26 protein-coding genes are annotated in these 21821 nt (G+C 51.4%); 23 read left to right on the plus strand and 3 right to left on the minus strand.

Annotation, left to right across the window (positions count from 1 at the left end; translation table 11 throughout):
- Positions 1–181 precede the first annotated feature (181 nt).
- The 7 genes from mobA to ACESQI_RS23265 all read left to right on the plus strand — a co-directional run bounded on the left by mobA (position 182) and on the right by ACESQI_RS23265 (position 5508).
- Positions 182–640, plus strand: coding sequence for a conjugal transfer protein MobA (gene mobA / locus ACESQI_RS23235; protein ID WP_034522587.1), 459 nt, complete (start codon positions 182–184; stop codon positions 638–640).
- A gap of 1 nt (position 641) precedes the next feature.
- On the plus strand, positions 642–1895 hold the full coding sequence (gene mobB, locus ACESQI_RS23240; RefSeq protein WP_004318955.1) for a conjugal transfer protein MobB: 1254 nt from the start codon (positions 642–644) through the stop codon (positions 1893–1895).
- A 34-nt stretch (positions 1896–1929) separates the two neighbouring features.
- Positions 1930–3954: a conjugal transfer protein MobC gene (gene mobC, locus ACESQI_RS23245; protein ID WP_004318957.1), complete on the plus strand. Its 2025-nt coding sequence runs from the start codon at positions 1930–1932 to the stop codon at positions 3952–3954.
- A gap of 216 nt (positions 3955–4170) precedes the next feature.
- Positions 4171–4434 carry a hypothetical protein gene (locus tag ACESQI_RS23250; RefSeq protein ID WP_004318959.1) on the plus strand — a complete coding sequence of 88 codons (264 nt, stop codon included), beginning with the start codon at positions 4171–4173 and terminating at the stop codon, positions 4432–4434.
- Between the two features lie 11 nt (positions 4435–4445).
- Entirely contained in the window at positions 4446–4700 is a 255-nt protein-coding gene (locus ACESQI_RS23255; RefSeq protein WP_004318961.1) for a hypothetical protein, read from the plus strand.
- A gap of 10 nt (positions 4701–4710) precedes the next feature.
- The gene (locus ACESQI_RS23260; RefSeq protein WP_004318963.1) at positions 4711–5199 is read left to right on the plus strand and encodes a hypothetical protein; all 489 of its coding nucleotides are present in this window, start codon (positions 4711–4713) and stop codon (positions 5197–5199) included.
- Between the two features lie 18 nt (positions 5200–5217).
- Positions 5218–5508, plus strand: a complete 291-nt coding sequence (locus ACESQI_RS23265; protein WP_005832188.1) for a DUF4120 family protein — start codon at positions 5218–5220, stop codon at positions 5506–5508.
- A gap of 111 nt (positions 5509–5619) precedes the next feature.
- Here ACESQI_RS23265 and ACESQI_RS23270 read toward each other — a convergent pair whose 3' ends face one another.
- Together ACESQI_RS23270 and ACESQI_RS23275 are read right to left on the minus strand one after the other, a co-directional pair.
- A complete protein-coding gene (locus ACESQI_RS23270; protein WP_004318967.1) occupies positions 5620–6876 on the minus strand; it encodes an ATP-binding protein in 1257 nt (418 codons plus the stop codon).
- A gap of 276 nt (positions 6877–7152) precedes the next feature.
- The gene (locus ACESQI_RS23275) at positions 7153–7494 is read right to left on the minus strand and encodes a hypothetical protein (protein ID WP_034522595.1); all 342 of its coding nucleotides are present in this window, start codon (positions 7492–7494) and stop codon (positions 7153–7155) included.
- A 151-nt stretch (positions 7495–7645) separates the two neighbouring features.
- Between ACESQI_RS23275 and ACESQI_RS23280 the strand changes: the two genes are divergently transcribed.
- From ACESQI_RS23280 to ACESQI_RS23335, 12 genes are all read left to right on the plus strand, one after another.
- Positions 7646–9412, plus strand: a complete 1767-nt coding sequence (locus ACESQI_RS23280) for a DUF3945 domain-containing protein (RefSeq protein ID WP_004318969.1) — start codon at positions 7646–7648, stop codon at positions 9410–9412.
- 42 nt (positions 9413–9454) lie between these two features.
- Positions 9455–9718, plus strand: coding sequence for a DUF4099 domain-containing protein (locus tag ACESQI_RS23285; RefSeq protein WP_004318970.1), 264 nt, complete (start codon positions 9455–9457; stop codon positions 9716–9718).
- Positions 9719–9814: 96 nt separating this feature from the next.
- Entirely contained in the window at positions 9815–11911 is a 2097-nt protein-coding gene (locus ACESQI_RS23290) for a type IA DNA topoisomerase (RefSeq protein ID WP_004318971.1), read from the plus strand.
- Positions 11912–12111: 200 nt separating this feature from the next.
- On the plus strand, positions 12112–12348 hold the full coding sequence (locus tag ACESQI_RS23295; protein WP_004318972.1) for a hypothetical protein: 237 nt from the start codon (positions 12112–12114) through the stop codon (positions 12346–12348).
- Positions 12349–12360: 12 nt separating this feature from the next.
- On the plus strand, positions 12361–12717 hold the full coding sequence (locus ACESQI_RS23300; RefSeq protein ID WP_004318973.1) for a hypothetical protein: 357 nt from the start codon (positions 12361–12363) through the stop codon (positions 12715–12717).
- Entirely contained in the window at positions 12714–12929 is a 216-nt protein-coding gene (locus ACESQI_RS23305) for a hypothetical protein (RefSeq protein WP_004318974.1), read from the plus strand. The genes ACESQI_RS23300 and ACESQI_RS23305 overlap by 4 nt, the downstream gene beginning before the upstream one ends.
- A 36-nt stretch (positions 12930–12965) precedes the next feature.
- The gene (locus ACESQI_RS23310; protein ID WP_005832194.1) at positions 12966–13943 is read left to right on the plus strand and encodes a PRTRC system protein E; all 978 of its coding nucleotides are present in this window, start codon (positions 12966–12968) and stop codon (positions 13941–13943) included.
- Between the two features lie 4 nt (positions 13944–13947).
- Positions 13948–14169: a PRTRC system protein C gene (locus ACESQI_RS23315; protein ID WP_004318980.1), complete on the plus strand. Its 222-nt coding sequence runs from the start codon at positions 13948–13950 to the stop codon at positions 14167–14169.
- 6 nt (positions 14170–14175) lie between these two features.
- Positions 14176–14340 carry a hypothetical protein gene (locus tag ACESQI_RS23320; protein WP_227980153.1) on the plus strand — a complete coding sequence of 55 codons (165 nt, stop codon included), beginning with the start codon at positions 14176–14178 and terminating at the stop codon, positions 14338–14340.
- Between the two features lie 38 nt (positions 14341–14378).
- Positions 14379–15287 carry a hypothetical protein gene (locus ACESQI_RS23325; RefSeq protein WP_227980151.1) on the plus strand — a complete coding sequence of 303 codons (909 nt, stop codon included), beginning with the start codon at positions 14379–14381 and terminating at the stop codon, positions 15285–15287.
- A gap of 6 nt (positions 15288–15293) precedes the next feature.
- On the plus strand, positions 15294–16013 hold the full coding sequence (locus ACESQI_RS23330; RefSeq protein WP_004318984.1) for a prokaryotic E2 ligase family D protein: 720 nt from the start codon (positions 15294–15296) through the stop codon (positions 16011–16013).
- Positions 16010–16798, plus strand: coding sequence for a PRTRC system ThiF family protein (locus ACESQI_RS23335; protein ID WP_004318986.1), 789 nt, complete (start codon positions 16010–16012; stop codon positions 16796–16798). The genes ACESQI_RS23330 and ACESQI_RS23335 overlap by 4 nt, the downstream gene beginning before the upstream one ends.
- A gap of 335 nt (positions 16799–17133) precedes the next feature.
- Here the strand turns inward: ACESQI_RS23335 and ACESQI_RS23340 are convergent, their stop codons facing one another.
- The gene (locus ACESQI_RS23340) at positions 17134–17358 is read right to left on the minus strand and encodes a hypothetical protein (RefSeq protein WP_004318991.1); all 225 of its coding nucleotides are present in this window, start codon (positions 17356–17358) and stop codon (positions 17134–17136) included.
- A gap of 51 nt (positions 17359–17409) precedes the next feature.
- On the opposite strand from ACESQI_RS23340, the gene ACESQI_RS23345 reads away from it, so the two are divergent.
- The 4 genes from ACESQI_RS23345 to ACESQI_RS23360 form a co-directional block, all read left to right on the plus strand.
- The gene (locus tag ACESQI_RS23345) at positions 17410–18624 is read left to right on the plus strand and encodes a DUF3575 domain-containing protein (RefSeq protein WP_005832206.1); all 1215 of its coding nucleotides are present in this window, start codon (positions 17410–17412) and stop codon (positions 18622–18624) included.
- 15 nt (positions 18625–18639) lie between these two features.
- A complete protein-coding gene (locus ACESQI_RS23350) occupies positions 18640–19530 on the plus strand; it encodes a FimB/Mfa2 family fimbrial subunit (RefSeq protein WP_005832209.1) in 891 nt (296 codons plus the stop codon).
- A 31-nt stretch (positions 19531–19561) separates the two neighbouring features.
- Complete coding sequence (locus tag ACESQI_RS23355; protein ID WP_005832211.1) at positions 19562–20590, plus strand: fimbrillin family protein; 1029 nt, start codon at positions 19562–19564, stop codon at positions 20588–20590.
- A 120-nt stretch (positions 20591–20710) separates the two neighbouring features.
- Positions 20711–21821, plus strand: a 1111-nt coding sequence (locus ACESQI_RS23360) for a fimbrillin family protein (protein WP_195305369.1), incomplete at its 3' end; no start/stop codon positions are given.

Below are 21821 nucleotides of genomic sequence, written 5' to 3' on the forward strand. Positions count from 1 at the left end.
AGGTCAAAATTTAATTTGACGAAGGAAAATTCATTACCAAGCGGTAATAGCAAGTTGTGTTTTGAGGCACCCGAAATGAATTCGGGCACTCAAAACAACTTGCCGCTCGCCTGCCGGCTCGGGGTGGGATTCACTCCAAAGTCGTGAATCCATGACGGAAGATCAGAAACAAAAAACATCAATGCGTATGGAAGAAAACAAGAACAGAAAAACAAGAAAAGGTGTAGGGCGGAAACCGAAAACCGACCCTGCCGTGTACCGTTATGTGGTGCGGCTAAACTCGGAAGAGAACGTAAAGTTCGATATCCAGTTTCAAAAATCGGGACTGAGGGAACGCTCCAAATTCATCAAGGCAATGATTTTCGGAAAGGAAATCAAGGTGGTCAGAATCGACAAGGCGACGATGGACTACTATGTCCGCCTTACCAATTTCTACCACCAGTTCCAGGCCATCGGCAACAACTACAACCAGACGGTCAAGGCAATCAAGAACAATTTCGGGGAGAAACGGGCATACGCCCTGCTCCGCAATCTGGAAAAGACGACCATAGATCTGGTGGTGCTGAGCAAGCGGATCATCATGCTGACCCATGAGTTTGAGGAAACCTACCTTATCAAAAAGCAGAGGGAGGAGGAATGACATGGTGGCGAAAATCAACAGGGGCGCCTCGCTCTATGGGGCTGTCATCTACAACCAGCAGAAAGTGGACGACTCCACGGCACGCATCATTTCGGGCAACCGCATGATTGCCGATGTCACGGGTAATCCGGAGCAGGTCATGAGGAACACGCTTTGGGCATTCGAGAACTACCTGCTCGCCAACAAGAATACGGAAAAGCCCATACTGCATATATCCCTTAATCCTTCTGTGGACGACAAACTGACCGATAGCCAGTTTGCGGATTTGGCAAGGGAGTATATGCAACGCATGGGCTACGGCGACCAGCCTTACATCGTGTATATCCACGAGGACATAGACCGCAGGCATATCCATATCGTTTCCACCTGCGTGAACGAGAAAGGGGAAAAGATAGATGACGCCTACGAGTGGAATCGCTCGATGAAAGCCTGCCGGGAACTGGAACGCAAGTTCGGACTGAAGCAGGTGGAGGACAAACGCAGGGAAATGTTGGAACCATATCTGAAAAAAGCAGACTATCAGAATGGCGATGTAAAGCAACAAGTTTCCAACATCCTCAAGAGCGTGTTCTCCACTTACCGCTTTCAGTCATTCGGGGAGTACAGCGCGTTGCTGTCCTGCTTCAACATCGAGGCGAAGCAGGTCAGGGGCGAATTTGAAGGGACGCCTTACAACGGCATTGTCTATACCATGACAGACGATACAGGCAAGCCGGTATGTACGCCCATCAAGTCCTCCCTTATCGGAAAACGCTTCGGCTATGAAGGACTGGAAAAGCGTATCGGATTCAATGCCCGTGAATACAAGGACAAGAAATGGCAGCCCAAGATACGGAACGGTGTCGCACTCGCCATGCACGGCTGCCGGGGCAACCGGGAGGACTTCATCCGCCTGCTCAACAGGCAGGGAATAGACGTGGTATTCCGTGAAAATAATGAAGGCCGCATTTACGGTGCTACTTTCATCGACCACAAGAACAGGGAGGTGTATAACGGCTCGCGGCTCGGAAAGGAGTTCTCGGCAAATGCCTTTGAACGATTGTTCAATGGGCCGAACAATATTCCTGACTTGGATGCTCCCACACCGGAAATCAGCAGGCAAAGCAGTTTCTCTGCCGACATGGAAAACGCCATCGGGCAGGCTTTCGGAATCTTCGATTTTGAAGCCAATGGTCCCGACCCGCAGGAAGAGGCTCTCGCACGCAGGCTGCAACGCAAGAAGAAAAAGAAACGCCGCTCACGGGGTATCTCCTGAAAACAGTATTCATTCACCATTAAAATTATTCAATATGCAACAAGAAGATGATTTGAGAGGATTGGCAAAGGTCATGGAGTTCATGCGTGCCATATCCATCGTGTTTGTCGTCATCCACGTTTATTGGTTCTGTTACCGGGCATTCGTGGATGCGGGTATCAACATCGGAGTGGTCGATAAGATACTCCTGAATTTCCAGAGGACGGCGGGGCTTTTCAGCAACCTGCTGGTGACAAAAGTATTCGCCGTCATATTCCTTGCCCTGTCATGTTTGGGCACGAAGGGCGTGAAGAACCAGAAGATGACCTGGCGGAAGATATATACCGCCTTCCTTTCGGGGCTTGTATTGTTCTTCATGAACTGGTGGATGCTTGATTTGCCGTTCAATCCTACGGTCAATGCCGCCATTTACACGGTAACGCTGACCGCCGGGTACATCCTTCTTTTGATGTCGGGCGTATGGATAAGCCGTATGCTGAAACACAACCTTATGGAGGACGTGTTCAACACCGCCAACGAGAGTTTCATGCAGGAAACCCGCTTTATGGAAAACGAGTATTCCGTCAACCTGCCGACCAAGTTCGTGTATCAGGGCAAGGAATGGGACGGATGGATCAACGTTGTAAACGTTTTTCGTGCGTCCATCGTGCTTGGAACACCGGGCAGCGGGAAATCCTACGCGGTGGTAAACAACTACATCAAACAGCAAATCGAGAAATCCTTTGCCATGTACATTTATGATTACAAGTTTCCGGATTTATCCGAAATAGCTTATAATCACCTGCTTAAACACAAGGAACATTACAAGGTTAAACCGGAGTTCTATGTCATAAACTTCGATGACCCCCGACGCTCGCACAGGTGCAATCCCATCAATCCCAAATTCATGGTGGATATTTCCGATGCCTACGAATCCGCCTACACGATAATGCTCAATTTGAACAAGACCTGGATACAGAAACAGGGTGATTTCTTCGTGGAGTCACCGATTATCCTGCTCGCGGCGATTATCTGGTACTTGCGGATTTACAAAGACGGCAAGTATTGCACCTTCCCCCACGCGATAGAATTTCTTAACAAGCCGTATGCCGATATCTTCACGATTCTTACCTCTTATCCCTCGCTGGAAAACTACCTTTCCCCATTCATGGATGCCTGGCAATCTGGAGCGCAAGATCAGCTCCAGGGCCAGATAGCGTCCGCAAAAATTCCGCTTTCGAGGATGATTTCACCCCAGTTGTATTGGGTGATGACGGGCGATGATTTTACACTTGATCTGAACAATCCGGAACAGCCCAAAATCCTCTGTGTGGGAAACAATCCTGACAGGCAGAACATCTATTCGGCGGCCTTGGGACTGTACAATTCCCGTATCGTGAAGTTGGTGAACAAGAAGGGACAGCTGAAGAGTTCCATTATTATAGACGAGCTACCGACCATCTATTTCCGCGGCATCGACAACCTGATAGCCACCGCCCGAAGCAACAAGGTGGCGGTATGTCTCGGCTTCCAGGACTTCTCGCAGCTGACCCGTGACTACGGTGAAAAAGAGGCGAAAGTGATCCAAAATACAGTCGGCAATATTTTCTCCGGACAGGTGGTAGGCGAAACGGCAAAGAACCTTTCGGAGCGTTTCGGCAAAATCCTTCAGCAAAGGCAGTCCATATCCATCAACCGGCAGGACACATCCACCTCCATCAACACGCAATTGGATTCCCTGATACCCGCTTCCAAGATTGCCAACCTCTCGCAGGGTACATTCGTGGGCAGCGTGGCGGACAACTTCGGTGAGGAAATCGAGCAGAAGATTTTCCATGCCCGTATCATCGTCGATAACGAGAAGGTGGCGGCGGAGACCAGAGCCTACAAAAAAATCCCTGTCATCAACGAGTTCAAGGATGCAGACGGTAACGACATCATGCAGCAGCAGATAGACCGCAACTACTCCCGTATCAAGGCGGACGTACTGCAAATAATTGAAGATGAGATGGAAAGAATTGCCAATGACCCGGATTTGAAACACCTGATTCCACAGGAGGACGGAAAAAAAGAGGAATAGGACACCGCTGTTTTATTTCAGCCTGCAAAGTTCGTCCCGTGCCTTATGGATTGTGCAAGGCCGGGCCCTTCGGGTTTCGCGGAAAAATCATCCTCGCTGCGCTTGCGGTATTTTTCCCGAAAGCCTTGCGCAATCCGGCACGGAACGGCGGGGCAGGCAAGAAATAAAATCTCGGCTCTACAAAGCCGGGGATGTCTAACTCAAAAAACAAAAGGTATGAGCAGAAGCAACTTTACACCGATGGGACGGTTCAAAGAGATAATCGACCGATACGGACTGAAACTGATGGAGGTGGGAACCAACCACCTGAGAATATTCGCTGACAACAGGAAGCTGTTCGACTACTATCCGCTACGGATGAAACTGTTCGATTACCGACAGTGGAAACAGCTGACCTACCCGTCACTCATTGAGGGGGCGGACAAGTGGGAAACGGAGCTTGACGAAATTATAAAAAGACTTATGGTTTCACCCCAATAATCAGCAGGACTATGAATAACAATAACAGCAAGACGATCGTTTGGGACAACATTCCCGAATGGGCGATTTTTTCATTGGAGTACGGCATCGACGAGGAACTGTTCCTGCCCGATGAAGACAAGGAGATGATAACCAAGTTCATCGTTGAAAACTTTCCGAACGGTTACACCATGTCGGTGGATTGGGAGTCATACAACGAATTCGACACCAATCCGGCATTCGGAAAGGCGTGCAAGACTTATAAGGTAACTTTCTGTATCCTATAAAAACATTGACATGAAGAAGATAACATTAAGCGAATACAATTCCATATCTGAAGCCTATCGCGGGGTATGGACTACCGAGCGTTGGGATATACCCGACTGGGCGGAAATGCGTAAAAAACACATCGGCAAACGCACCATGATGGTATATGATAATGGTACTTGCCTGCTGGTCGAAGGGCTGGGTTTTGAAATCGTGGATGACAGTTCATGGAAAAAGCCGGATGAGGTCAGAAAGGAAATCGGAAGCCATTATCTTAAATTCTATACAGAAAAAGGATGTGAACCTCATTACGCGGATTGCGTGATACGGTGGAACGATACGTTGGAAACGGAAGAGGCAAGAATTGCTTTGGCTATGGATGCCGATACGGAAAAGGACGATGAAATATTCTTCTACTGCGACAGCCTGAATGATATGAAATCCATGGCGGACAAAGGCAGGGAAGATTTCACCATAGCAGAGTGTATCGGTTTCGGAACATACGAAGAACTATTATAAATCCAATTAAATCATGTTATGAAAATCAGATGTCAGGAACACTACGATAAGGTAGTGGAGTACGCCAAAAGTATCGGCGACACAACATTTCAGAATTGCATTGAACGCCTCAAACAATGGGAGAAGAACTCAAACGGCAGGTATGAAATTGAACTCTACCGGGATTTCGCCCCACATTCATTCGGTTTTGCGGAAGTGGCCGCTAACGGAAGCAGCGGTATTGTCGGAGGATTGCTTTACCATGGAAAACCGGACCAGTCTTATGCGGTTACACTGACTCCCATACACGGCTGGAGTATACATACTTGAACTTGTATATCTCTAAAAGGAATCCTGGATTATAAAAATGATGCGTAGGTCATCTTGTATAGAGACCTACGCACCATTTTTAGCACACCATTTTGCCCATATTGTAATTATTTACAATAGCCCCATTTCTGTATCTTTAAGGAAGTCAATCACATTCATGATTGATATGCCATCAGTATTCACATAAGAAGGGGTTAAGCCTCCAACTATGACTATTTTAGGGAATCCATCATTGATATGACGAAGTGAATTTGTTTCCTGATCAATTTTCTCAGGAGTAGGCATATCAAGTGCTGATTGTATATACATACGTTTGTTCCCACTGTTACAAATAAAATCCACTTCCAATAGTTTTCGTATTTTCTTTCCTTCGGCATTTGTTGTTCTCACCTCCACTTGCCCGACATCAACAGAATACCCTCTGATACGCAGTTCATTATATATAATATTTTCCATAAGGTGGCCACCGTCAATCTGACGATAATTCAGACGGGCATTGCGCAATCCTACATCTTCAAAATAGTATTTTGAAGGTGTATTGATGTAATGCTTACCTTTAATGTCATACCGAATGGCTTTTTCCACCATAAACGCATCTTGTAACATCCCGAGATAACTCTGTATGGTTGTATCTGAGATACTATGACCTTTCACAGATTTGAATGTATTTTCAAGGTTTGTCGGATTTGTCAGGCAACCGATATTAGAAGCTATAATGTCTATAAGTTCGTTCAAATCATCATCATTCCTAATATTATACCGTTCTTTTATATCGCGTATATAAGTACCCTGAAACAATGATTTAAGATAGTTTTCTTTCTTCTTTTTGTCAGAAAAAGACACAATCTGCGGCATTCCTCCATAAATCATATAGTCTTGCAGAGCGTTAAGTTCGCTTGCGTACTGTCCTGTCTTGAGAAATTCCGAAAAACTTAAAGGATGTACTCTGATTTCATATCCTCGACCACGAAATTCGGTTTTTACATCACTGGATAGCATTCGACTATTACTACCGGTCACATATACATCTGCATTTTTAATTTTCAGATAGCTATTGAGTACATCTTCAAATTCTGGAACAAGTTGAATCTCATCCAATAGTATGTAGTACATATCGTTATCTACAATATGCCCGTCAATATAATCCAATAATGTGTCCGGATTCCTGAGATCTTTACTACGTCGGTTTTCCAAATCTACTTGAATAACATGATCTTCATTCACGCCATTATCAAGTAATGATTGTTTGAATAACTCAAATAGAAGGTAAGATTTTCCACAACGTCGTACACCGGTAATAATCTTAATCATTCCGTTGTGCATCACACTTTGCAGCTCTTGTAAGTATTTGTCTCTTGGTATTTTCATGTTGCAAAAGTAGTAAAAATTATCTGTAGTGCGATTATTCTATTGGAAAAAAATGGGAAAAGTACCAAATTTCTCCAATAGCAATAGCCGGGCTTATTAATGTCGCTTCCCTTACCAAGTCCCATCAAGAAGGTAACTCGGAAGGCGAATACCTGCACGTTCAAGCCTTCGGTTTTCGGGACATAAAATTCCCTGCGGTAATTTTCCGCCCGAAAAAACGCTCCGGTATTGCCGTCCGAGTTGCGGAAAGGTTTGGGACTTGGCAAGCGAAGCGACCTACGACGCATAATACAAGGTCAATGAAAAAATCTGCCGGGGGATATTTTGCCGCGTTATGATATCCCAATGGGTCACGCCACCCGGAGTTTTCCAAACAAAATCTTCTTCCTGTCCCATCAGGGGATACCTCAAACGGGGACAAGGGCTGCGCTCGCTCCCAACTCTGCATATTACAGTTTTTCCTTTGCCGTTTGCGTGCCGTCCTTGCGGTTTGCCTCCGTTTTCCGTGTCGTCCCTGCCGTTTTTCCTCGATTGGTTGCGGCTGTCCGTACGCTTCCCCCTTTTTTCCGCTTTCGGGCTTTGGTGCGTTGTTCCGGCTTCTCCCTCCGTTTTTCCCATTTTCCGGCCCACACTCTTTCCTCTCGCGGTGAAACATGATGACACTTGATGAAATGGATAGCCTAACGCATTGAAACATAGTCATTTATCAAAATTATGCCTATATATTTGCGGTGACAACAACAATTATCAACGCTAAAAACTCAAAGTTATGGCAAAGAAAAACGTGAGGGACGAACCCCTCAAACCGCAAGTCACCGAGAACGAGCAGATGAGTGACATCGTCCTTATCCTCGACAAGATGGAGCTGCTCCTCCAGGCGGTCAGCAAGCTCGACAAGGACGGCAGGTACGAAACAGTGCCGGCAGACAAGGAGCACCGCAACTCCTTCCTCAAAATCGACCGTTACGCGAACATGTTCGAGAATTTCCTGAAGAACTTCTGGAGCCAGCTCAAGGACCCGACACGCTTCGGCATCCTTTCCATCAAGGAAGACACGCTGGACGACCCGAAAGTGCGGCAGGCCGTCGAAGACCTCGCCGCCGGAAAAAAGACAGACGCGGTGGAGGAATTCCTCAAACAGTACGAGATTGTCCCCCGCGACAAGGAAAACCAAAGTATCAACCATCAAAATCAAGAAGAAATGGCAAAGAAAAACGAAACACAGCAGCAGGCCGCCCAAGGTGACGGCACGCAGCAGCAGCCCCAGTACCGCTACAACGAGTCCATGATCAACTGGGAGCAGCTGAAGAACTTCGGGCTCTCCCGTGAAGAACTCCAGGAACGGGGGCTGCTCGACCAGATGCTCAGGGGCTACAAGACCAACCAGGTCGTGCCCATCAGCATGAACTTCGGCTCCGCCGTGCTACGCACCGACGCGAGGCTCTCGTTCCAGCAGTCCCGCTCCGGAGACATCGTGCTGGGCATCCACGGTATCCGGCAGAAACCCGACCTCGACCGTCCCTACTTCGGGCACATCTTCTCGGACGAGGACAAGAAAAATTTGCTTGAGACGGGCAACATGGGGCGTGTCGTGGAACTGAAGAACCGCAACGGCGAGTATGTCCCCTCTTTCGTCAGCATCGACAAGCTGACCAACGAGGTGGTGGCGATGAAAGCCGAGAATGTCTTCATACCGCGTGAAATCAGCGGAGTTGAACTGACCGAGCAGGAGCAGAACGACCTGCGGGAAGGCAAGAAGATATTCGTCGAAGGAATGACAGCCAGATCGGGCAACCCGTTCGACGCCCACCTCCAGGTCAACGCCGAGCGCAGGGGCGTGGAATTCATCTTCGAGAACGACAAGCTCTTCAACCGGCAGTCTTTGGGAGGCGTCGAACTGACCAAGAAGCAGATTGACGACCTGAACGAGGGCAAGGCCATCTTCGTGGAGGGCATGAAGCGCAAGGACGGGGAACTGTTCTCCTCCTACGTGAAACTCGACGAGGCGACAGGCCGCCCGTCCTACACCCGCTACAATCCCGACTCCCCGGAAGGCGCACGGGAAATCTACATCCCGAATGAAATCAATGGCGTGAAAATCACTCCCGAGGAACAGAAAGAGTTGCGCGAAGGGAAGCCCATCTTCCTCAACGACATGGTGAACCGCAAGGGAGAGGAATTCTCCTCGTTCATCAAGGCAGACCTCGAAACGGGCAGGCTGAGCTACTCGCGCACCCGGGACGGCTTCGACCAGCGCGAGGAGTTCAAGATACCGGCCAAGGTATGGGACGTAGAGCTTACCCGCAAGCAGCGTGCCGACCTCCAGAGCGGCAAGGCGGTGCTGGTCGAGGGCATCAAGGGGTATGACGGAAAGACCATCTCGCAGTACGTCAAGGCGAACTTCAACCAGGGCAGACTGGACTTCTACAACGAGAATCCCGACCGCAGACGCGACGCCTCGCAGCGCAACGTGGTGTCCGCCACACAAAGACAGGGAGAGGAAAACCGCCAATCCAGGGGGGCGAGCATAGCCTGACGGTCAAAGCAAAACGAATGTTGAACCCAAAAGAATCAGAACATGGAAATGAACAAGGAAAACAACACGCCTTTCAAGGCGGAAGACGTGAACTGGGACGAGCTGGCAGCCATCGGCATCCTGAAGGATGAACTGGAAATGGCCGGGGAACTCGATACGCTGCTCAGCGGTGAGAAGACAAACGTGGTATCGCTCAGCCTGGTGCTGCTCGGCGTGGACGTGGTGATGGACGCCACACTCCAGTTGGTACGCAAGGACGGCGACCCGCTGCTCGAAATCCTCGGTATCAAGCCCGTGGAACAGTAACCCCGCCTTCTTATAATATGTAAACCGAATGTATAACCGCCGTTTCCCGTCTTCGCGTACCGGCAAGCGGGAAACGGCTTAAATTTTATCCGAATCATGATAGCAATCATAGCAGAGAAACCGAGTGTCGGTCAGGACATAGCCCGCGTAGTCGGGGCTACAGAAAAAATGGACGGCTACATAACAGGAAACGGCTACATGGTGACATGGGCGCTGGGACATTTAGTGTCGCTGGCATTGCCGGGAACATACGGCTACACGAGGACCACCGCCGAAGACCTCCCGATGATTCCCGAACCGTTCCGCCTTGTGCCACGGCAGATACGCACGGACAGGGGGATGGTGACGGACATCGCCGCCGGCAAACAGCTCAAAATCATTGATGAAGTATTCTCCAAATGCGACAGCATCATCGTGGCAACGGACGCGGGCCGCGAGGGGGAACTTATCTTCCGGTGGATATATTCTTATCTGGGCTATACCAAGCCCTTCAGACGGCTGTGGATCTCCTCGCTTACCGACGAGGCCATCCGCGAGGGCATGGCGAACCTCAGGGAGGGAAGCGGATACGACAGCCTCTATGCCGCCGCCGACAGCCGTGCGAAGGCCGACTGGCTGGTGGGCATGAACGCGAGCCGCGCCCTGGCGACAGCCTCCGGATCGGCGAACAACTCCATAGGCCGTGTGCAGACTCCCACGCTCGCCATGATATGCGCACGCTTCAAGGAAAACCGGAACTTCGTCTCCACTCCATACTGGCAGCTGCATATCGCGCTGAAAAAAGACGACGTGCACCGGCAGTTCTTCCACCCGGAGGACTTCAGGGACAAGAATGGGGCGGAGGCCGCGTACAGGCGCATTACTTCCGACTCTGTGGTGACCATAAATAAGGTAGAACGAAAGACGGTATTTCAGCAGGCTCCGCTTCTGTATGACCTTACCGCACTACAGAAGGACTGCAACATCCACCACGACCTTTCGGCGGACAAGACCCTTTCCATCGCCCAGTCCCTGTACGAAAAGAAACTGGTCTCCTACCCGAGAACGGGCAGCCGTTATATCCCGGAGGATGTCATGGCACATGTCCCGGCCTTGCTGGAAAAGGTCATCACCATGCCCTGGTTCAGGGAATACGGACGGACTTTCGACCTTTCCGGCCTGAACACCCGGAGCGTGGACGCCACGAAAGTGACCGACCACCATGCACTGATCGTCACGGGCGTCGTTCCCGAAGGGCTGTCCGAGGCGGAAGCGGTTGTTTATGAGATGATAGCCGGAAGGATGCTGGAAGCCTTCTCTCCACGCTGCGAGAAAGAGTCACTGAAGATGGAGTGCGTGTGCGAGGGTATGGATTTCCGCTCACAATCCGCCGTCATCGTCAATCCCGGCTGGCGTGCCGTGTTCTCCCGGAAGGAAGACCGTGAAAAGGACGAGCCGGAAGGTAACGGGGGAACGGCGGTGTTTGCCGAAGGCGAGGAAATCCCGGTCATGGGATACGGGCTGGCACAGAAAAAGACCCTGCCCAGACCCCTTTACACGGAAGCGACCTTGCTCACCGCCATGGAGAACTGCGGTAAGGAAATCGCTGACGGACAGGCACGGGAAGCGGTGAAGGAGCTGGGCATCGGCACGCCCGCTACCCGTGCCGCCATCATCACGACCCTTTTCAAGCGTGACTATATCGAGCGTTCCGGCAAGAGCATCCGCCCGACGGAAAAGGGGCTTTACCTCTACGAGTCGGTCAAGGGCATGATGGTGGCCGATGCCGAACTGACCGGTACATGGGAGAAGGCACTGGCACAGATAGAGGGGCACACCCTCGATCCGGAAAGCTTCATGCTCTCCATCCGGGAATACACCGGGAAAGTGACCGGTGAGATACTGCGTCTCAAATTCCCCGAACCGTCGTCACGCGCCTTTACCTGCCCCAAGTGCAAGACCGGCAATGTGATAGTGAAGGCAAAAGTCGCCAAGTGCGACCATGAGGGGTGCGGACTGCTGGTGTTCCGCCGTTTCCTGAACAAGGAGCTGACCGACCAGCATCTGGAACAGCTTTTCTCTTCCGGCTCCACCAGGCTGATCAAGGGGGTCAAGGGCAAGAAAGGGGCCTCTTTCGACGCCGCGGTAGCCTTTGACGCGGACTTCAACCTGAAACTCTCGTTCCCCAAGCCCAAGGGAGGGAAGGGGAAATAATGCACTGCCATTCCAATTCAAGGGCAAAGGTAGCGGAACCGCCCGTTTCCACCCGCAAGGTCGGGCCTTGCAGGTTTCGGGGAAAATCATCCTCACTCGCGTTCCGGTATTTTCCCCGAAAACCTTGCCGGTGGAGGCGGTCCGCTTTCCGGCCCCTGAAATTGGAAATGACATGTTTCACCCATTAACCATATACGGTCATGAAAACAAGGGAATGTATCGAAAAACTCAGGACAGCCAAATGGATAAGGATTATGGCATTGGCCATTGTCGCCTTCATCGTGTTCAGCTATCTCCACTCAAGAGGAATATCGCCCGTATGGGCGGCAGTCGCCATCGTGTGTTTCAAGGGATTCTTCAGGTTTTTATATAAAATAGCCTGCCTGCTGGTAGCGGCGGCTATACTTTTCTGCATTCTCAGCTATCTGGTTTTCTAAAGATACAGACATATGAAGCGGATATACCATACAGGTCCAAATATCACCTCGCGGAACAGGGCTGTCCTTTCGGGCGGCTCTTTTTGTTTCCCATGCCTTATGGAAATGAGAATGACGAGGACACGCATGGAAAAGACAGGGAAGCGCATACAGCCATTGACAGACCGTGAACTACAGGGCAAAGTTGGCAAACGCTTCTTTTCGGACGGCAAGGCCGGGCCCTTCGGGTTTCGCGGAAAAATCATCCTCGCTGCGCTCCGGTATTTTTCCCGAAAGCCTTGCCTTTCCGGAAGCGTTTACCGTAAAGCCCTTGTAGTTCAACGGGCTGCCAAAGCCCGGATATTCACAATTAAAATTATAAAGTCATGAACCAAGCAATCATCTCAAGACCGCCGATGGCACCGGTGCAGATGCCGATGCCCGCAACAAGAAGAAAAAGGACAGTGGAGCCGAATCCCGTAGTCAAGTTCCCGCCAAGAGGCACAGGACCGGTACACATCTCCACGCTGCTGAACCCCATCCTGGAAATATGCCACCATCCCGACAGGGACAGGCTGCTGGCGGAGTTCTTCAACCGATAAAAAATACGATTATTCACACTTTAAATTATTACAGTTATGTTTTTTACAGCAATCAACCAGATGATGACCGAGGGCGTGGACCTCACGATAGTCATCCGCAAAGCGAACGGACAAATGGCGGTATCCACACTGCCGAAGTCGAACGGGCTGAAGGACGAGGCCCAGAACCACATCGTGCCCCTGACGGTCAGCGGACTGCCGGAGGAACTGGACGCGGGATTCCTGCAAACCGTCGCCCGGCCGATACAGAAGGTGGCGGGACTGATCACCAACATGGCGCAGTTCGAGGCGCAGGCTGACAAGGCCGCTGCCGACAGCAAGGCGGCGAAGGAAGAAAAAGCCAAAGAGACGAAGGAGGAGAAGGAGAAACGCGAGAAGTACGAGAAGCATCTCAAGAAGGCGGAGGAACTGATTGCCGCCGGGAAGCACAGCGAGGCTGTCTCCGCACTCGGCCAGGCACGCCTCCATGCCAAGCCGCAAGACCTGAAGAAGATTGACAGCATGGTGGAGGAACAGAAGAAGGCGATGAACAAGGGCAGCCTGTTCGAGCTGATGGATGAACCGGCACCGCAACCGCAGCCACAGCCACAGCAGCAACCGCAACCTATGGCGGCAACGGCACAACAGCCACAGCCACGACCAATGGCAGTTCCCATGCAGCAACCGCCCTATCCGCCGCAGCCCCAGGCTCCGAGACCGATAGCAGGACAACCGCAGCGGCCTATGACGGCACAACCGCTGCAACAGCCTTCGATGTGGCCACCGCAACAACCGCCGCAAAGACCGCTTCCGCCACAGCCGCAATATGCCGGACAACAGCCTACGGCTCCGCAGCCTCCATACGGGGCACAGTCTGACACGCACTGGCAGGAACAGGCATTCTCTCCCGAAGACTACCCTGCGCAATATCCCGCGGACGGAGAAATCAATTACAATCCCAAGGATTACGAGGAATATCCCGATTTTCCCCAATCCATGTTAGAACCCAAGTATTCACCTTATCAGACAGTTTAAGATTATGGCACTCGAAATCACAGGAATGACACGCTCGTTCACGTTCAAGAAAGGCAGCGGAATGATTACGCTCGACGATCCCAACCCGTCGGACAGCCCCGAAATGGTCATGAGTTACTACTCCAACTTCTACCCGGAGCTGACCACGGCGACGGTACACGGACCGGTCATCAAGAATGACAAGGCGGTGTACGAGTTCAAGACCACCATCGGGACAAAAGGATAGGAAACCATGAAGAAGGACAATAAAAAGAAGAAATCATGTGTACCATTGGACGAACATCAGTCGGCACTGCTCGCAAGGCTCATCATCGGCCAGACAGAACGGAATGTACGACACGGTGTGAACAGGACAGAACGGATTACGGCTCCAAGCGGGGCCGTAATTCTTTTCTGAATACGGCACTTGCCCCGATAGCACAGAAAAGTATTGTCGTGGATTCATACGGCAGTAATGGCATCAACGTGATTACGCAGGAAAACTACGAGTTCCTGCGTGACTCGTTTTTCAACTATGCCCTTTTGTTGAAACAGGAAGCGGTGCATACTCCGGGCAAAAGTATCGGGGCAAGCATAGCCAATCTGTACGACGAGATGGACAAACTTGTCGGGGAAGGGATGAATGTGAATATCGAACAGGATAACGGCAGGCTCTATTTCAATCTGTGGAAGTGTCACAAATGGGGCGAACTGACCTTGTACTATTTCCCGATGAAATTCGTTGAATCTCTCAATTCTACGCTCAGGAGGATTTCCATTACATTCATTAACAAGCTGATGTGGGCAAACGGAATCTCTACCATTTTGGACGAAGAGGACACGGATTATATATTCATGTGGCTGAAAGAGGATGATTCGCAGGAGGAGGAAGAGGAAACTGTCAAAAGACTGGAACTGGTACGGTCATACGAGAAAGGGAAAATCGGCAGGCTGCTAAAGCATGTTGAAAAAAAGTCCTATTACAAGGATTTGCCGAAGGCACTTGAAAAATACACCCCGCAAAACGACTTCGAGCGTTCCATTGTCGGAGCGATGAAAAAGGGATTGCCCTTCCTTAACCCGGAACACGGTATCATGCAATACGGCTATGATGCCTTTTACGAGGAGGAACCGGATTTTCAGCCGATGCGTCTGGATCAGCAGATAAGGGTGGTCTATGACTGCGACGACATGGTGTCCGAATATCTGGTGGACTATTACAATAATAACAGCCAGGAGACATACGATATCATCCCGATTACCACCTGTGCCCTGTCACCGGAAACCGACCGCCTGTTTATCATGGATGACTATCCGGAACGGTTCTTCAAGTGGGCGGATGAATTTATTAACATTGTATATTGAAAGATTATGGTAGAAACGAATGAACTTACAAGAAAACTGAGGACGCTGCTTCATCCGAGGGCGGCGTTGATTGTCTATGCGGAAGAGAATGACAACCACAGCACGGATGACGACGGTTATTTTATCGAAGTCAGGGACATAGACGAAAATGGGACAATGGGCGAAGGCCGTCCGGTGACGGTGGAGTTCATGAACGAACTGGTACGGGGCTATTCCGAAAGCCACAGTGTGACACCATACGGCAGGATACCGTCCAACCTGCTGTGGTTTGACCCGCGCAAGGGCAGTGAGAAATACATCTGGTACAACCCGCCCCAAAAGCGCATGATGTTCTTCCATGACATCCTGAAGATTGAAAGCGCGGAATACAACCTGCCGGGCGTGATCTATGAGGCCGGAGAAAACCGTCTGAATGTCTATGCCTATACAGATGTTGAACTGACAGACAATTCGGACCTTTTTGCGGCTCCGTTCTTCAATGTGACGGGAGCGAGCGTCTGTCTGGGCTCCGCAAAAATTGAGAAGCCGAAAGACCTGACCTACACGAACCTGCTGGAGTATTGGGAAAAGAGGTTCTGGCTGACGGAGTTCTCCCATCTGGGTGGAGGTGGGAACCCCACGAAATCCAATCTGGTACTGGTAACGAAAGCGGCAAAGGACAAGCCTTTTGACCTTGACGAACTGCAACCTTTAAAAAAACTGAAACTAAAAGACATATTGCGATGAAAAGAGTACATTATACAGACAGTTACCTGATGAACCCGCAACATCCGGTGACGGTAAACATCATAGGCGCGGGCGGTACAGGCTCGCAAGTGCTGACCGGTATGGCAAGACTGGATGTCACGCTCCGTGCACTCGGACATCCGGGATTGTTCGTAACGGTCTACGATCCAGACATCGTGACGGACGCAAACATTGGGCGGCAGCTCTTCGGACCGTCGGACCTGGGACTGAACAAGTCACAATGTCTGGTCACAAGGATAAACAATTTTTTCGGAAACGACTGGAAAGCGGAGGCGAGTTTCTATCCGTCGGTATTGAAGGAGGTAAAGCGGACCGAAATTGCGAACATCACCATTACCTGTACGGATAATATAAAATCCAGACTCGATTTGTGGAACGTGCTTGCGAAAGTTCCTTCATCCTCCTATACGGACAATAACACGCCGCTCTACTGGATGGATTTCGGGAATACAAAGACCGCCGGGCAGGTTGTACTGGGAACCGTGCCGAAGAAAATCAAACAGCCGGTTTCCACGATGTATGAAACGGTCGGCTCACTGAAAGTCATTACCCGTTTTGTGAAATATGCGAGAGTGAAAGAAGTGGATTCCGGACCGAGTTGCTCACTGGCAGAGGCATTGGAAAAACAGGATCTGTTTATCAACTCCACGCTGGCGCAACTCGGCTGCAATATCCTCTGGAAAATGTTCCGCCACGGGATGATTGAGCATCACGGGCTGTTCCTGAACTTAGAAACGATGAAAGTCAATCCGATAGGGGTATAAGACAGGCAAAAGCAAATATGAAAAAGTGGAACCGCCTTGCCGGAAAAGTTTCTGCAAAATAATATCATTCAATTCATTGCGGAATGAGAAATTATTTGTACTTTTGCTATTGTATTTCGAGAATGTTTTGTTAACGATGTATGAACGGCAATAAAAGCACATATAAATACCACCCGTATATAACAAATATTTTTTGTTCAGGCGGTGCTTCGTCCTATAAGACGGAGGCTTTTTTCGTGTCATTACCGTTTCGTAAAGTTGTTTCCATATCCGGAAAATATTTGTCCGATGCGCTTAAAATGTGTGCCGATTATTTGGATATTCAGATAATTCGGTTACTCTCTCTCTCTCTCTCTCTCTCTCTCTCTCTCATGGCTACGCGCGTCAATATACAAAATATTCCTTAAATACCAATCACTTACGGAGAGTCCGTTTTCCGGAATATCTCTCCTTTCCACGTTATTATCCGAACCTTTACATGCCGCCCTCACCAATCGGGGGCGCGTATCGTCATATCCGTCGGCGGTGTATGCCGGAGCATGGAACAACAATGCCCGCATACGCCGCCGATATGCTTTTTTATTAACCCGTAACAACAAATCTTATCAAATATGACAGTGATAAAACGAATATTATTGACGGTCTTTCTTGCCGTTACAGGATTGTCGCTTTCGGCACAGGAGAAGCCGGACTCCACTGCCTACCGTTTCCGGTTCGTGGCAGAGAACGATATGTTCTTCTCCCCGTGGAGCGGCAACGGACAGGAACTTGAGCGGTTGCTTGCAGCCATCGACGAACACCGCCCCGCCATCGAAGCCGGACAAATGTATCTTTTAGTGACAAGCTACGCTACGGACGGCAACGAAGAACAGACTGCGGCGCAAGTGGCAAAGACACGCCGCAATCGTGTGAAGTCGGAACTGATTGTGCGCGGCAAGATAAAAGAGTCGAACTTCGTCACCGACCAGTTGTTTGACGAAGCCTATACGGACGGGAACGGAAAATCCCTGCACAACATGGTCATCGTCACCCTCCCTGCCTCTGTTGAGAAAGTGGCGGAGATAGCCGGTGCGGAAGCCGCCGCCAGAGTGGAAGCCTATAACAAAGAGGTGTCTGGCGAGGCGGAGCGCGAACGTATGGCAGCGAAAGAGCAGGCAAAAGCGGAACAGACTGCCAAGGAAAAGGCAGAACAGGAGCGTATCGCTGCAGAGCAGGCAGCCCGAGAGAAAGCCGAGGCGGAACGGATGGAGCGTGAACGCATGGCAGCGGAACAAGTCGAAAAAGAGCGTCTGGAAGCGGAGGAACAAGCCCGCCTGCAAGCTGAAGAAACGGCAATAGCCACCCCGTATCATTTTGCCTTGCGTGCCAACCTCCTGCGTTGGGCAACCCTCACTCCCGATTTGGGTATCGAGTGGCGCATCAACCGCCATGTGGGTATTGCCGTGAACGGTACGTGGGCTTCATGGAGCTGGGACGACAAGAACCGCCGCTATGCCCTTTGGGAAGTGGCCCCCGAAGTGCGATGGTATCTCGGCAAGGAGAAACGGGGCTATATCGGTGCGATGTACAAGGCCGGGCAGTTCAACTACAAGCTGTCCGAAACAGGCCGTCAGGGCGACCTCATGGGCGGTGGTATCGTCGGAGGTTATCAGCTGAAACTCAACAATGCCCTTTCTCTTGATTTCAACCTCGGCATCGGCTATATCCATGCCGACTATGACAAGTATGTGGTCATCAACGGCGTGAGGGTAAGGCGCGGCAGCGGAACAAAGAACTGGTGGGGTCCTGTTTCGGCGGGTGTCACCCTGGTGTGGAACATCTTTTAGCGGAAAGGAGGAACAATGAATACAACGATAATCATACGACAGATAAAGGAATATACGGGAGCATACGGAAAGGCTTATACCTTATTATATCTAATAGGTGCGGTGGCCATACTGACCTCGTGCGTGAAGGACGACCTCTATGACACGCCGCACCCCGACCGTGGGGCGGTGGTCGTAACCACAGACTGGAGCGGAAAGAGCACCGAGGCGGACATACCGCAGGCATACACACTGCGCATCGGCGGGAGGGAACAGAACGTGAGTGCGGCGACCAACGTGTTCGACGCGCTGCTCGCGCCCGGTGGCTACGGCCTGACGGTGTACAACTCCCCGGAGGGGATTAGTATCGACGGAAACAAGGCAACGGTGAATCCGGTGGATCTGACGGGTGCAATAGAGCCGCACCCCGGCTACCTCTTCGCCTCGCACCAGGACATCAGCGTCGTGGCGGATGACACCCTGCACGTCACCGCCCCGATGAGACAATACGTGCGCAGGCTCGACATCGAACTGACCGCCACGGAAGGCGACTACAGCCGTGTACAGTCGGCTACGGCAACGCTCTCCGGCGTGGCTTCGGCAGCGGATATGGCAACAGGCGACCGGAGTGCAGCGGCACAAGTAACAAACGCTTTCAGGCAGGACGGCAACAAGTTCACAATCTTTTTCCGACTGCTCGGCATCGTCCCGACGGAAACGCATACGCTGACGGTGGACATCACTTTCAACAACGGTGACACGCAGCGGGTAGTGAGCGACCTTACCGAGGCCATAAGGGACTTCAATAACGGCACCAAACCGGTTAAACTCACGGGTAATCTGCTTTTGCCCGTAGAGGCCGGGGTAACGGGCGCAACCATCACGGGCTGGAACGAGGTAGAAAGCGGCAATGGGGATGCTAACTGACGATAAATATTTTAATCAAAAAAACAAGATTATGACAATGAACATGAGGTTTTTCATTATTGCAGCAGCAACGCTATTGGCTGCGTGTACACAAGAGAACGAGGTACAGAACAATCCGGTGGAAGCACGAATCACGGCAGGCGTGAGCGGGCCGAAGACCCGTGCTGTGGACAACGGGTGGAACGCCGACCGAATCGGCGTGATGGTGGTGGATGCCCCTGGCACGACCACGACCATGGGCGGCAAGTACAAGAACGTGGGATACGCGACCACGAGTACCGGCACCAACGCGGACTTCACCCCGATGACGGCGGGTGGCGGCATCTTCTTCGAGGATGCTTTCCTCGAGTTTACTTTTGCCGCCTACGCGCCTTACGCATCGGGCGCAAACGCCTCCACCCTGCCTGGTACAGACGGGAAGATTACGGTAAATACAAGCAACCAGCCCACGACCACGGAACAGGAGAAGGTGGACTACATCCATGCCACGGGAGCCAAGGCCGATAAAGACAGCCCGACCGTCAGCTTCACGGACAACACCGCCGCGGGCGGCAGCGACTGCTCCTTCAAGCACAAGATGGCCCGTCTTATCCTCAAGGTGCAGGTGTCGAACACCGACGGTTTCGACGACACTGCCGTGCTGGAATTCGCCGACTACAAGCTGGGCGGCCTGGTTCACGAGGGAACGTTCGATGTGAAGACCGGTACCGCCGCGACCGCGGGCAGCGTTGTGAGCGACTGGATGTTACGCCAGTGCACCGGTGCCCCGAAGACGGCCACGGACAAGTGCGTGGCAACCTTTGACGCCGCCACGGGCGTGATGACTTTCACCATGATCCTGCTCCCGCAGACACTCGCCAACGCTTTGGTGCTTGAGATATCTCCCGATGACGAGGAATACCAGAGCTACTCCAACAAGGACATGATCAAACCCGCGTTGGAGGCCGGTTATTCTTATACCTACACCATCACGGTGAAGAAGACGGGGCTGACCCTTAGCGGAAGCACCATCGAAAACTGGAACGACGGTGGTAGCCATGCGGGTGATGCAAAAATGTAGTGTGTCTGAAAGCCACTGCCGTGCATCAGGCGTAAGACGGAGGCACGCCATATATAATAAATGGTGCGGCAGCCCGCGTCGCAACGGGCAGTGGCACAAAACGAAATAAATAAAGACAATATGAAAATAATAAGGAACATAGCGAGAAGGCCGTGGCCGCGCATCGGCGGCTGGTTGCCGGTTATGATGCTCATCTGTGGGGTGCTCGCTTCCTGTAGCAGTGAGGATGAAAGCACCGCGCCCCTGCCCGACGGCAAGTACCCGCTGCAACTGACGGCGGAGGTGGCGCAGCCGCAGACCCGCGCCGGAGGTAAGGATGCGTGGACGGGCGGCGAGGAGATTAGAGTGTCACTGGAAGGCGTGTTTGGTAACAAAACATACGTGATGGACGCATCGGGCAATGCAAGCCCGAAGGATGCCGATAATGCCTTCTATTGGAAGAACACCGATGAAGCCCGCGTCAGTGCATGGACCCCGGACATAGAATCGGAAACGGATATTTCCGACCAAAGTGGCGGGTACGCCGCTTTCGATGTCCTGTACGCCAGTGCCATAGGGCGTTATGACCAAGCCATAAATCTCCGTTTCATCCACCGCATGGCGAAAATCGAAGTAATTCTCAAAGCTGGCGAAGGCATTACGGAAGAGGAGTTGGAGGGTGCGACCGTCACCATTTTCGGAGACCCGCTAACGCACTCAACCGCCGGCTTGGTATCACCGGGTGACCAATCGGACGGCGAGATAAAGCCCTATTACGATGCCGCAACGAAGAAATACGAGGCGTTAGTGCCGCCGCAGGATATGACGGGCAAGCCGCTCATCCGAATCAGCATAGGCAGCAATGACTTTACCTACACTCCCGAAACAGAAGCTGCCGGCAAATTTGGGTTTTTCGGTGGCAAGCGGTATGCCTACACCATCACCGTGAAAGCCAGTGGCATAGAGGTGACCGCAGCCAAGGGCGGAACGTGGAACGCCGGCGGCAGCGAGAATGTGGGCGTGACCATCACCTATGACGGCACGGAAACAGAACCGAAAATCGGCGACTATTACTACTCCGACGGCACCTGGAGCGACGGTGGCCTGCGCAAGCTCTATGCCGACGGCACGATGGAGTGGGCAGAGACCAAGCCGCAGCCGGAGAACGGTAAGAACGTTATCGCCATCGTGTTCCATGCCGGTCATCACGAAAACGATGCCTCCGATTACTCCGCCACCGGTATCGGTCAGC

Source organism: Bacteroides sp. HPS0048, assembly GCF_964240755.1.
GTDB classification, from domain to species: Bacteria; Bacteroidota; Bacteroidia; order Bacteroidales; family Bacteroidaceae; genus Bacteroides; species Bacteroides nordii.

Bases quoted from the DNA above. Each gene is read 5' to 3' on its own strand.
- ACESQI_RS23330 (WP_004318984.1), top strand. From the start codon at position 15,294: ATGGTAGAAACGAATGAACTTACAAGAAAACTGAGGACGCTGCTTCAT.
- ACESQI_RS23310 (WP_005832194.1), top strand. From the start codon at position 12,966: ATGTTTTTTACAGCAATCAACCAGATGATGACCGAGGGCGTGGACCTC.
- ACESQI_RS23250 (WP_004318959.1), top strand. From the start codon at position 4,171: ATGAGCAGAAGCAACTTTACACCGATGGGACGGTTCAAAGAGATAATC.
- mobB (WP_004318955.1), top strand. From the start codon at position 642: ATGGTGGCGAAAATCAACAGGGGCGCCTCGCTCTATGGGGCTGTCATC.
- ACESQI_RS23255 (WP_004318961.1), top strand. From the start codon at position 4,446: ATGAATAACAATAACAGCAAGACGATCGTTTGGGACAACATTCCCGAA.
- ACESQI_RS23350 (WP_005832209.1), top strand. From the start codon at position 18,640: ATGAATACAACGATAATCATACGACAGATAAAGGAATATACGGGAGCA.
- ACESQI_RS23340 (WP_004318991.1), bottom strand. From the start codon at position 17,358: ATGCGGGCATTGTTGTTCCATGCTCCGGCATACACCGCCGACGGATAT.
- ACESQI_RS23305 (WP_004318974.1), top strand. From the start codon at position 12,714: ATGAACCAAGCAATCATCTCAAGACCGCCGATGGCACCGGTGCAGATG.
- ACESQI_RS23300 (WP_004318973.1), top strand. From the start codon at position 12,361: ATGAAGCGGATATACCATACAGGTCCAAATATCACCTCGCGGAACAGG.
- ACESQI_RS23345 (WP_005832206.1), top strand. From the start codon at position 17,410: ATGACAGTGATAAAACGAATATTATTGACGGTCTTTCTTGCCGTTACA.
- ACESQI_RS23265 (WP_005832188.1), top strand. From the start codon at position 5,218: ATGAAAATCAGATGTCAGGAACACTACGATAAGGTAGTGGAGTACGCC.
- ACESQI_RS23280 (WP_004318969.1), top strand. From the start codon at position 7,646: ATGGCAAAGAAAAACGTGAGGGACGAACCCCTCAAACCGCAAGTCACC.
- mobC (WP_004318957.1), top strand. From the start codon at position 1,930: ATGCAACAAGAAGATGATTTGAGAGGATTGGCAAAGGTCATGGAGTTC.
- mobA (WP_034522587.1), top strand. From the start codon at position 182: ATGCGTATGGAAGAAAACAAGAACAGAAAAACAAGAAAAGGTGTAGGG.
- ACESQI_RS23335 (WP_004318986.1), top strand. From the start codon at position 16,010: ATGAAAAGAGTACATTATACAGACAGTTACCTGATGAACCCGCAACAT.
- ACESQI_RS23295 (WP_004318972.1), top strand. From the start codon at position 12,112: ATGAAAACAAGGGAATGTATCGAAAAACTCAGGACAGCCAAATGGATA.
- ACESQI_RS23270 (WP_004318967.1), bottom strand. From the start codon at position 6,876: ATGAAAATACCAAGAGACAAATACTTACAAGAGCTGCAAAGTGTGATG.
- ACESQI_RS23275 (WP_034522595.1), bottom strand. From the start codon at position 7,494: ATGGGAAAAACGGAGGGAGAAGCCGGAACAACGCACCAAAGCCCGAAA.
- ACESQI_RS23320 (WP_227980153.1), top strand. From the start codon at position 14,176: ATGAAGAAGGACAATAAAAAGAAGAAATCATGTGTACCATTGGACGAA.
- ACESQI_RS23260 (WP_004318963.1), top strand. From the start codon at position 4,711: ATGAAGAAGATAACATTAAGCGAATACAATTCCATATCTGAAGCCTAT.
- ACESQI_RS23355 (WP_005832211.1), top strand. From the start codon at position 19,562: ATGACAATGAACATGAGGTTTTTCATTATTGCAGCAGCAACGCTATTG.
- ACESQI_RS23315 (WP_004318980.1), top strand. From the start codon at position 13,948: ATGGCACTCGAAATCACAGGAATGACACGCTCGTTCACGTTCAAGAAA.
- ACESQI_RS23290 (WP_004318971.1), top strand. From the start codon at position 9,815: ATGATAGCAATCATAGCAGAGAAACCGAGTGTCGGTCAGGACATAGCC.
- ACESQI_RS23285 (WP_004318970.1), top strand. From the start codon at position 9,455: ATGGAAATGAACAAGGAAAACAACACGCCTTTCAAGGCGGAAGACGTG.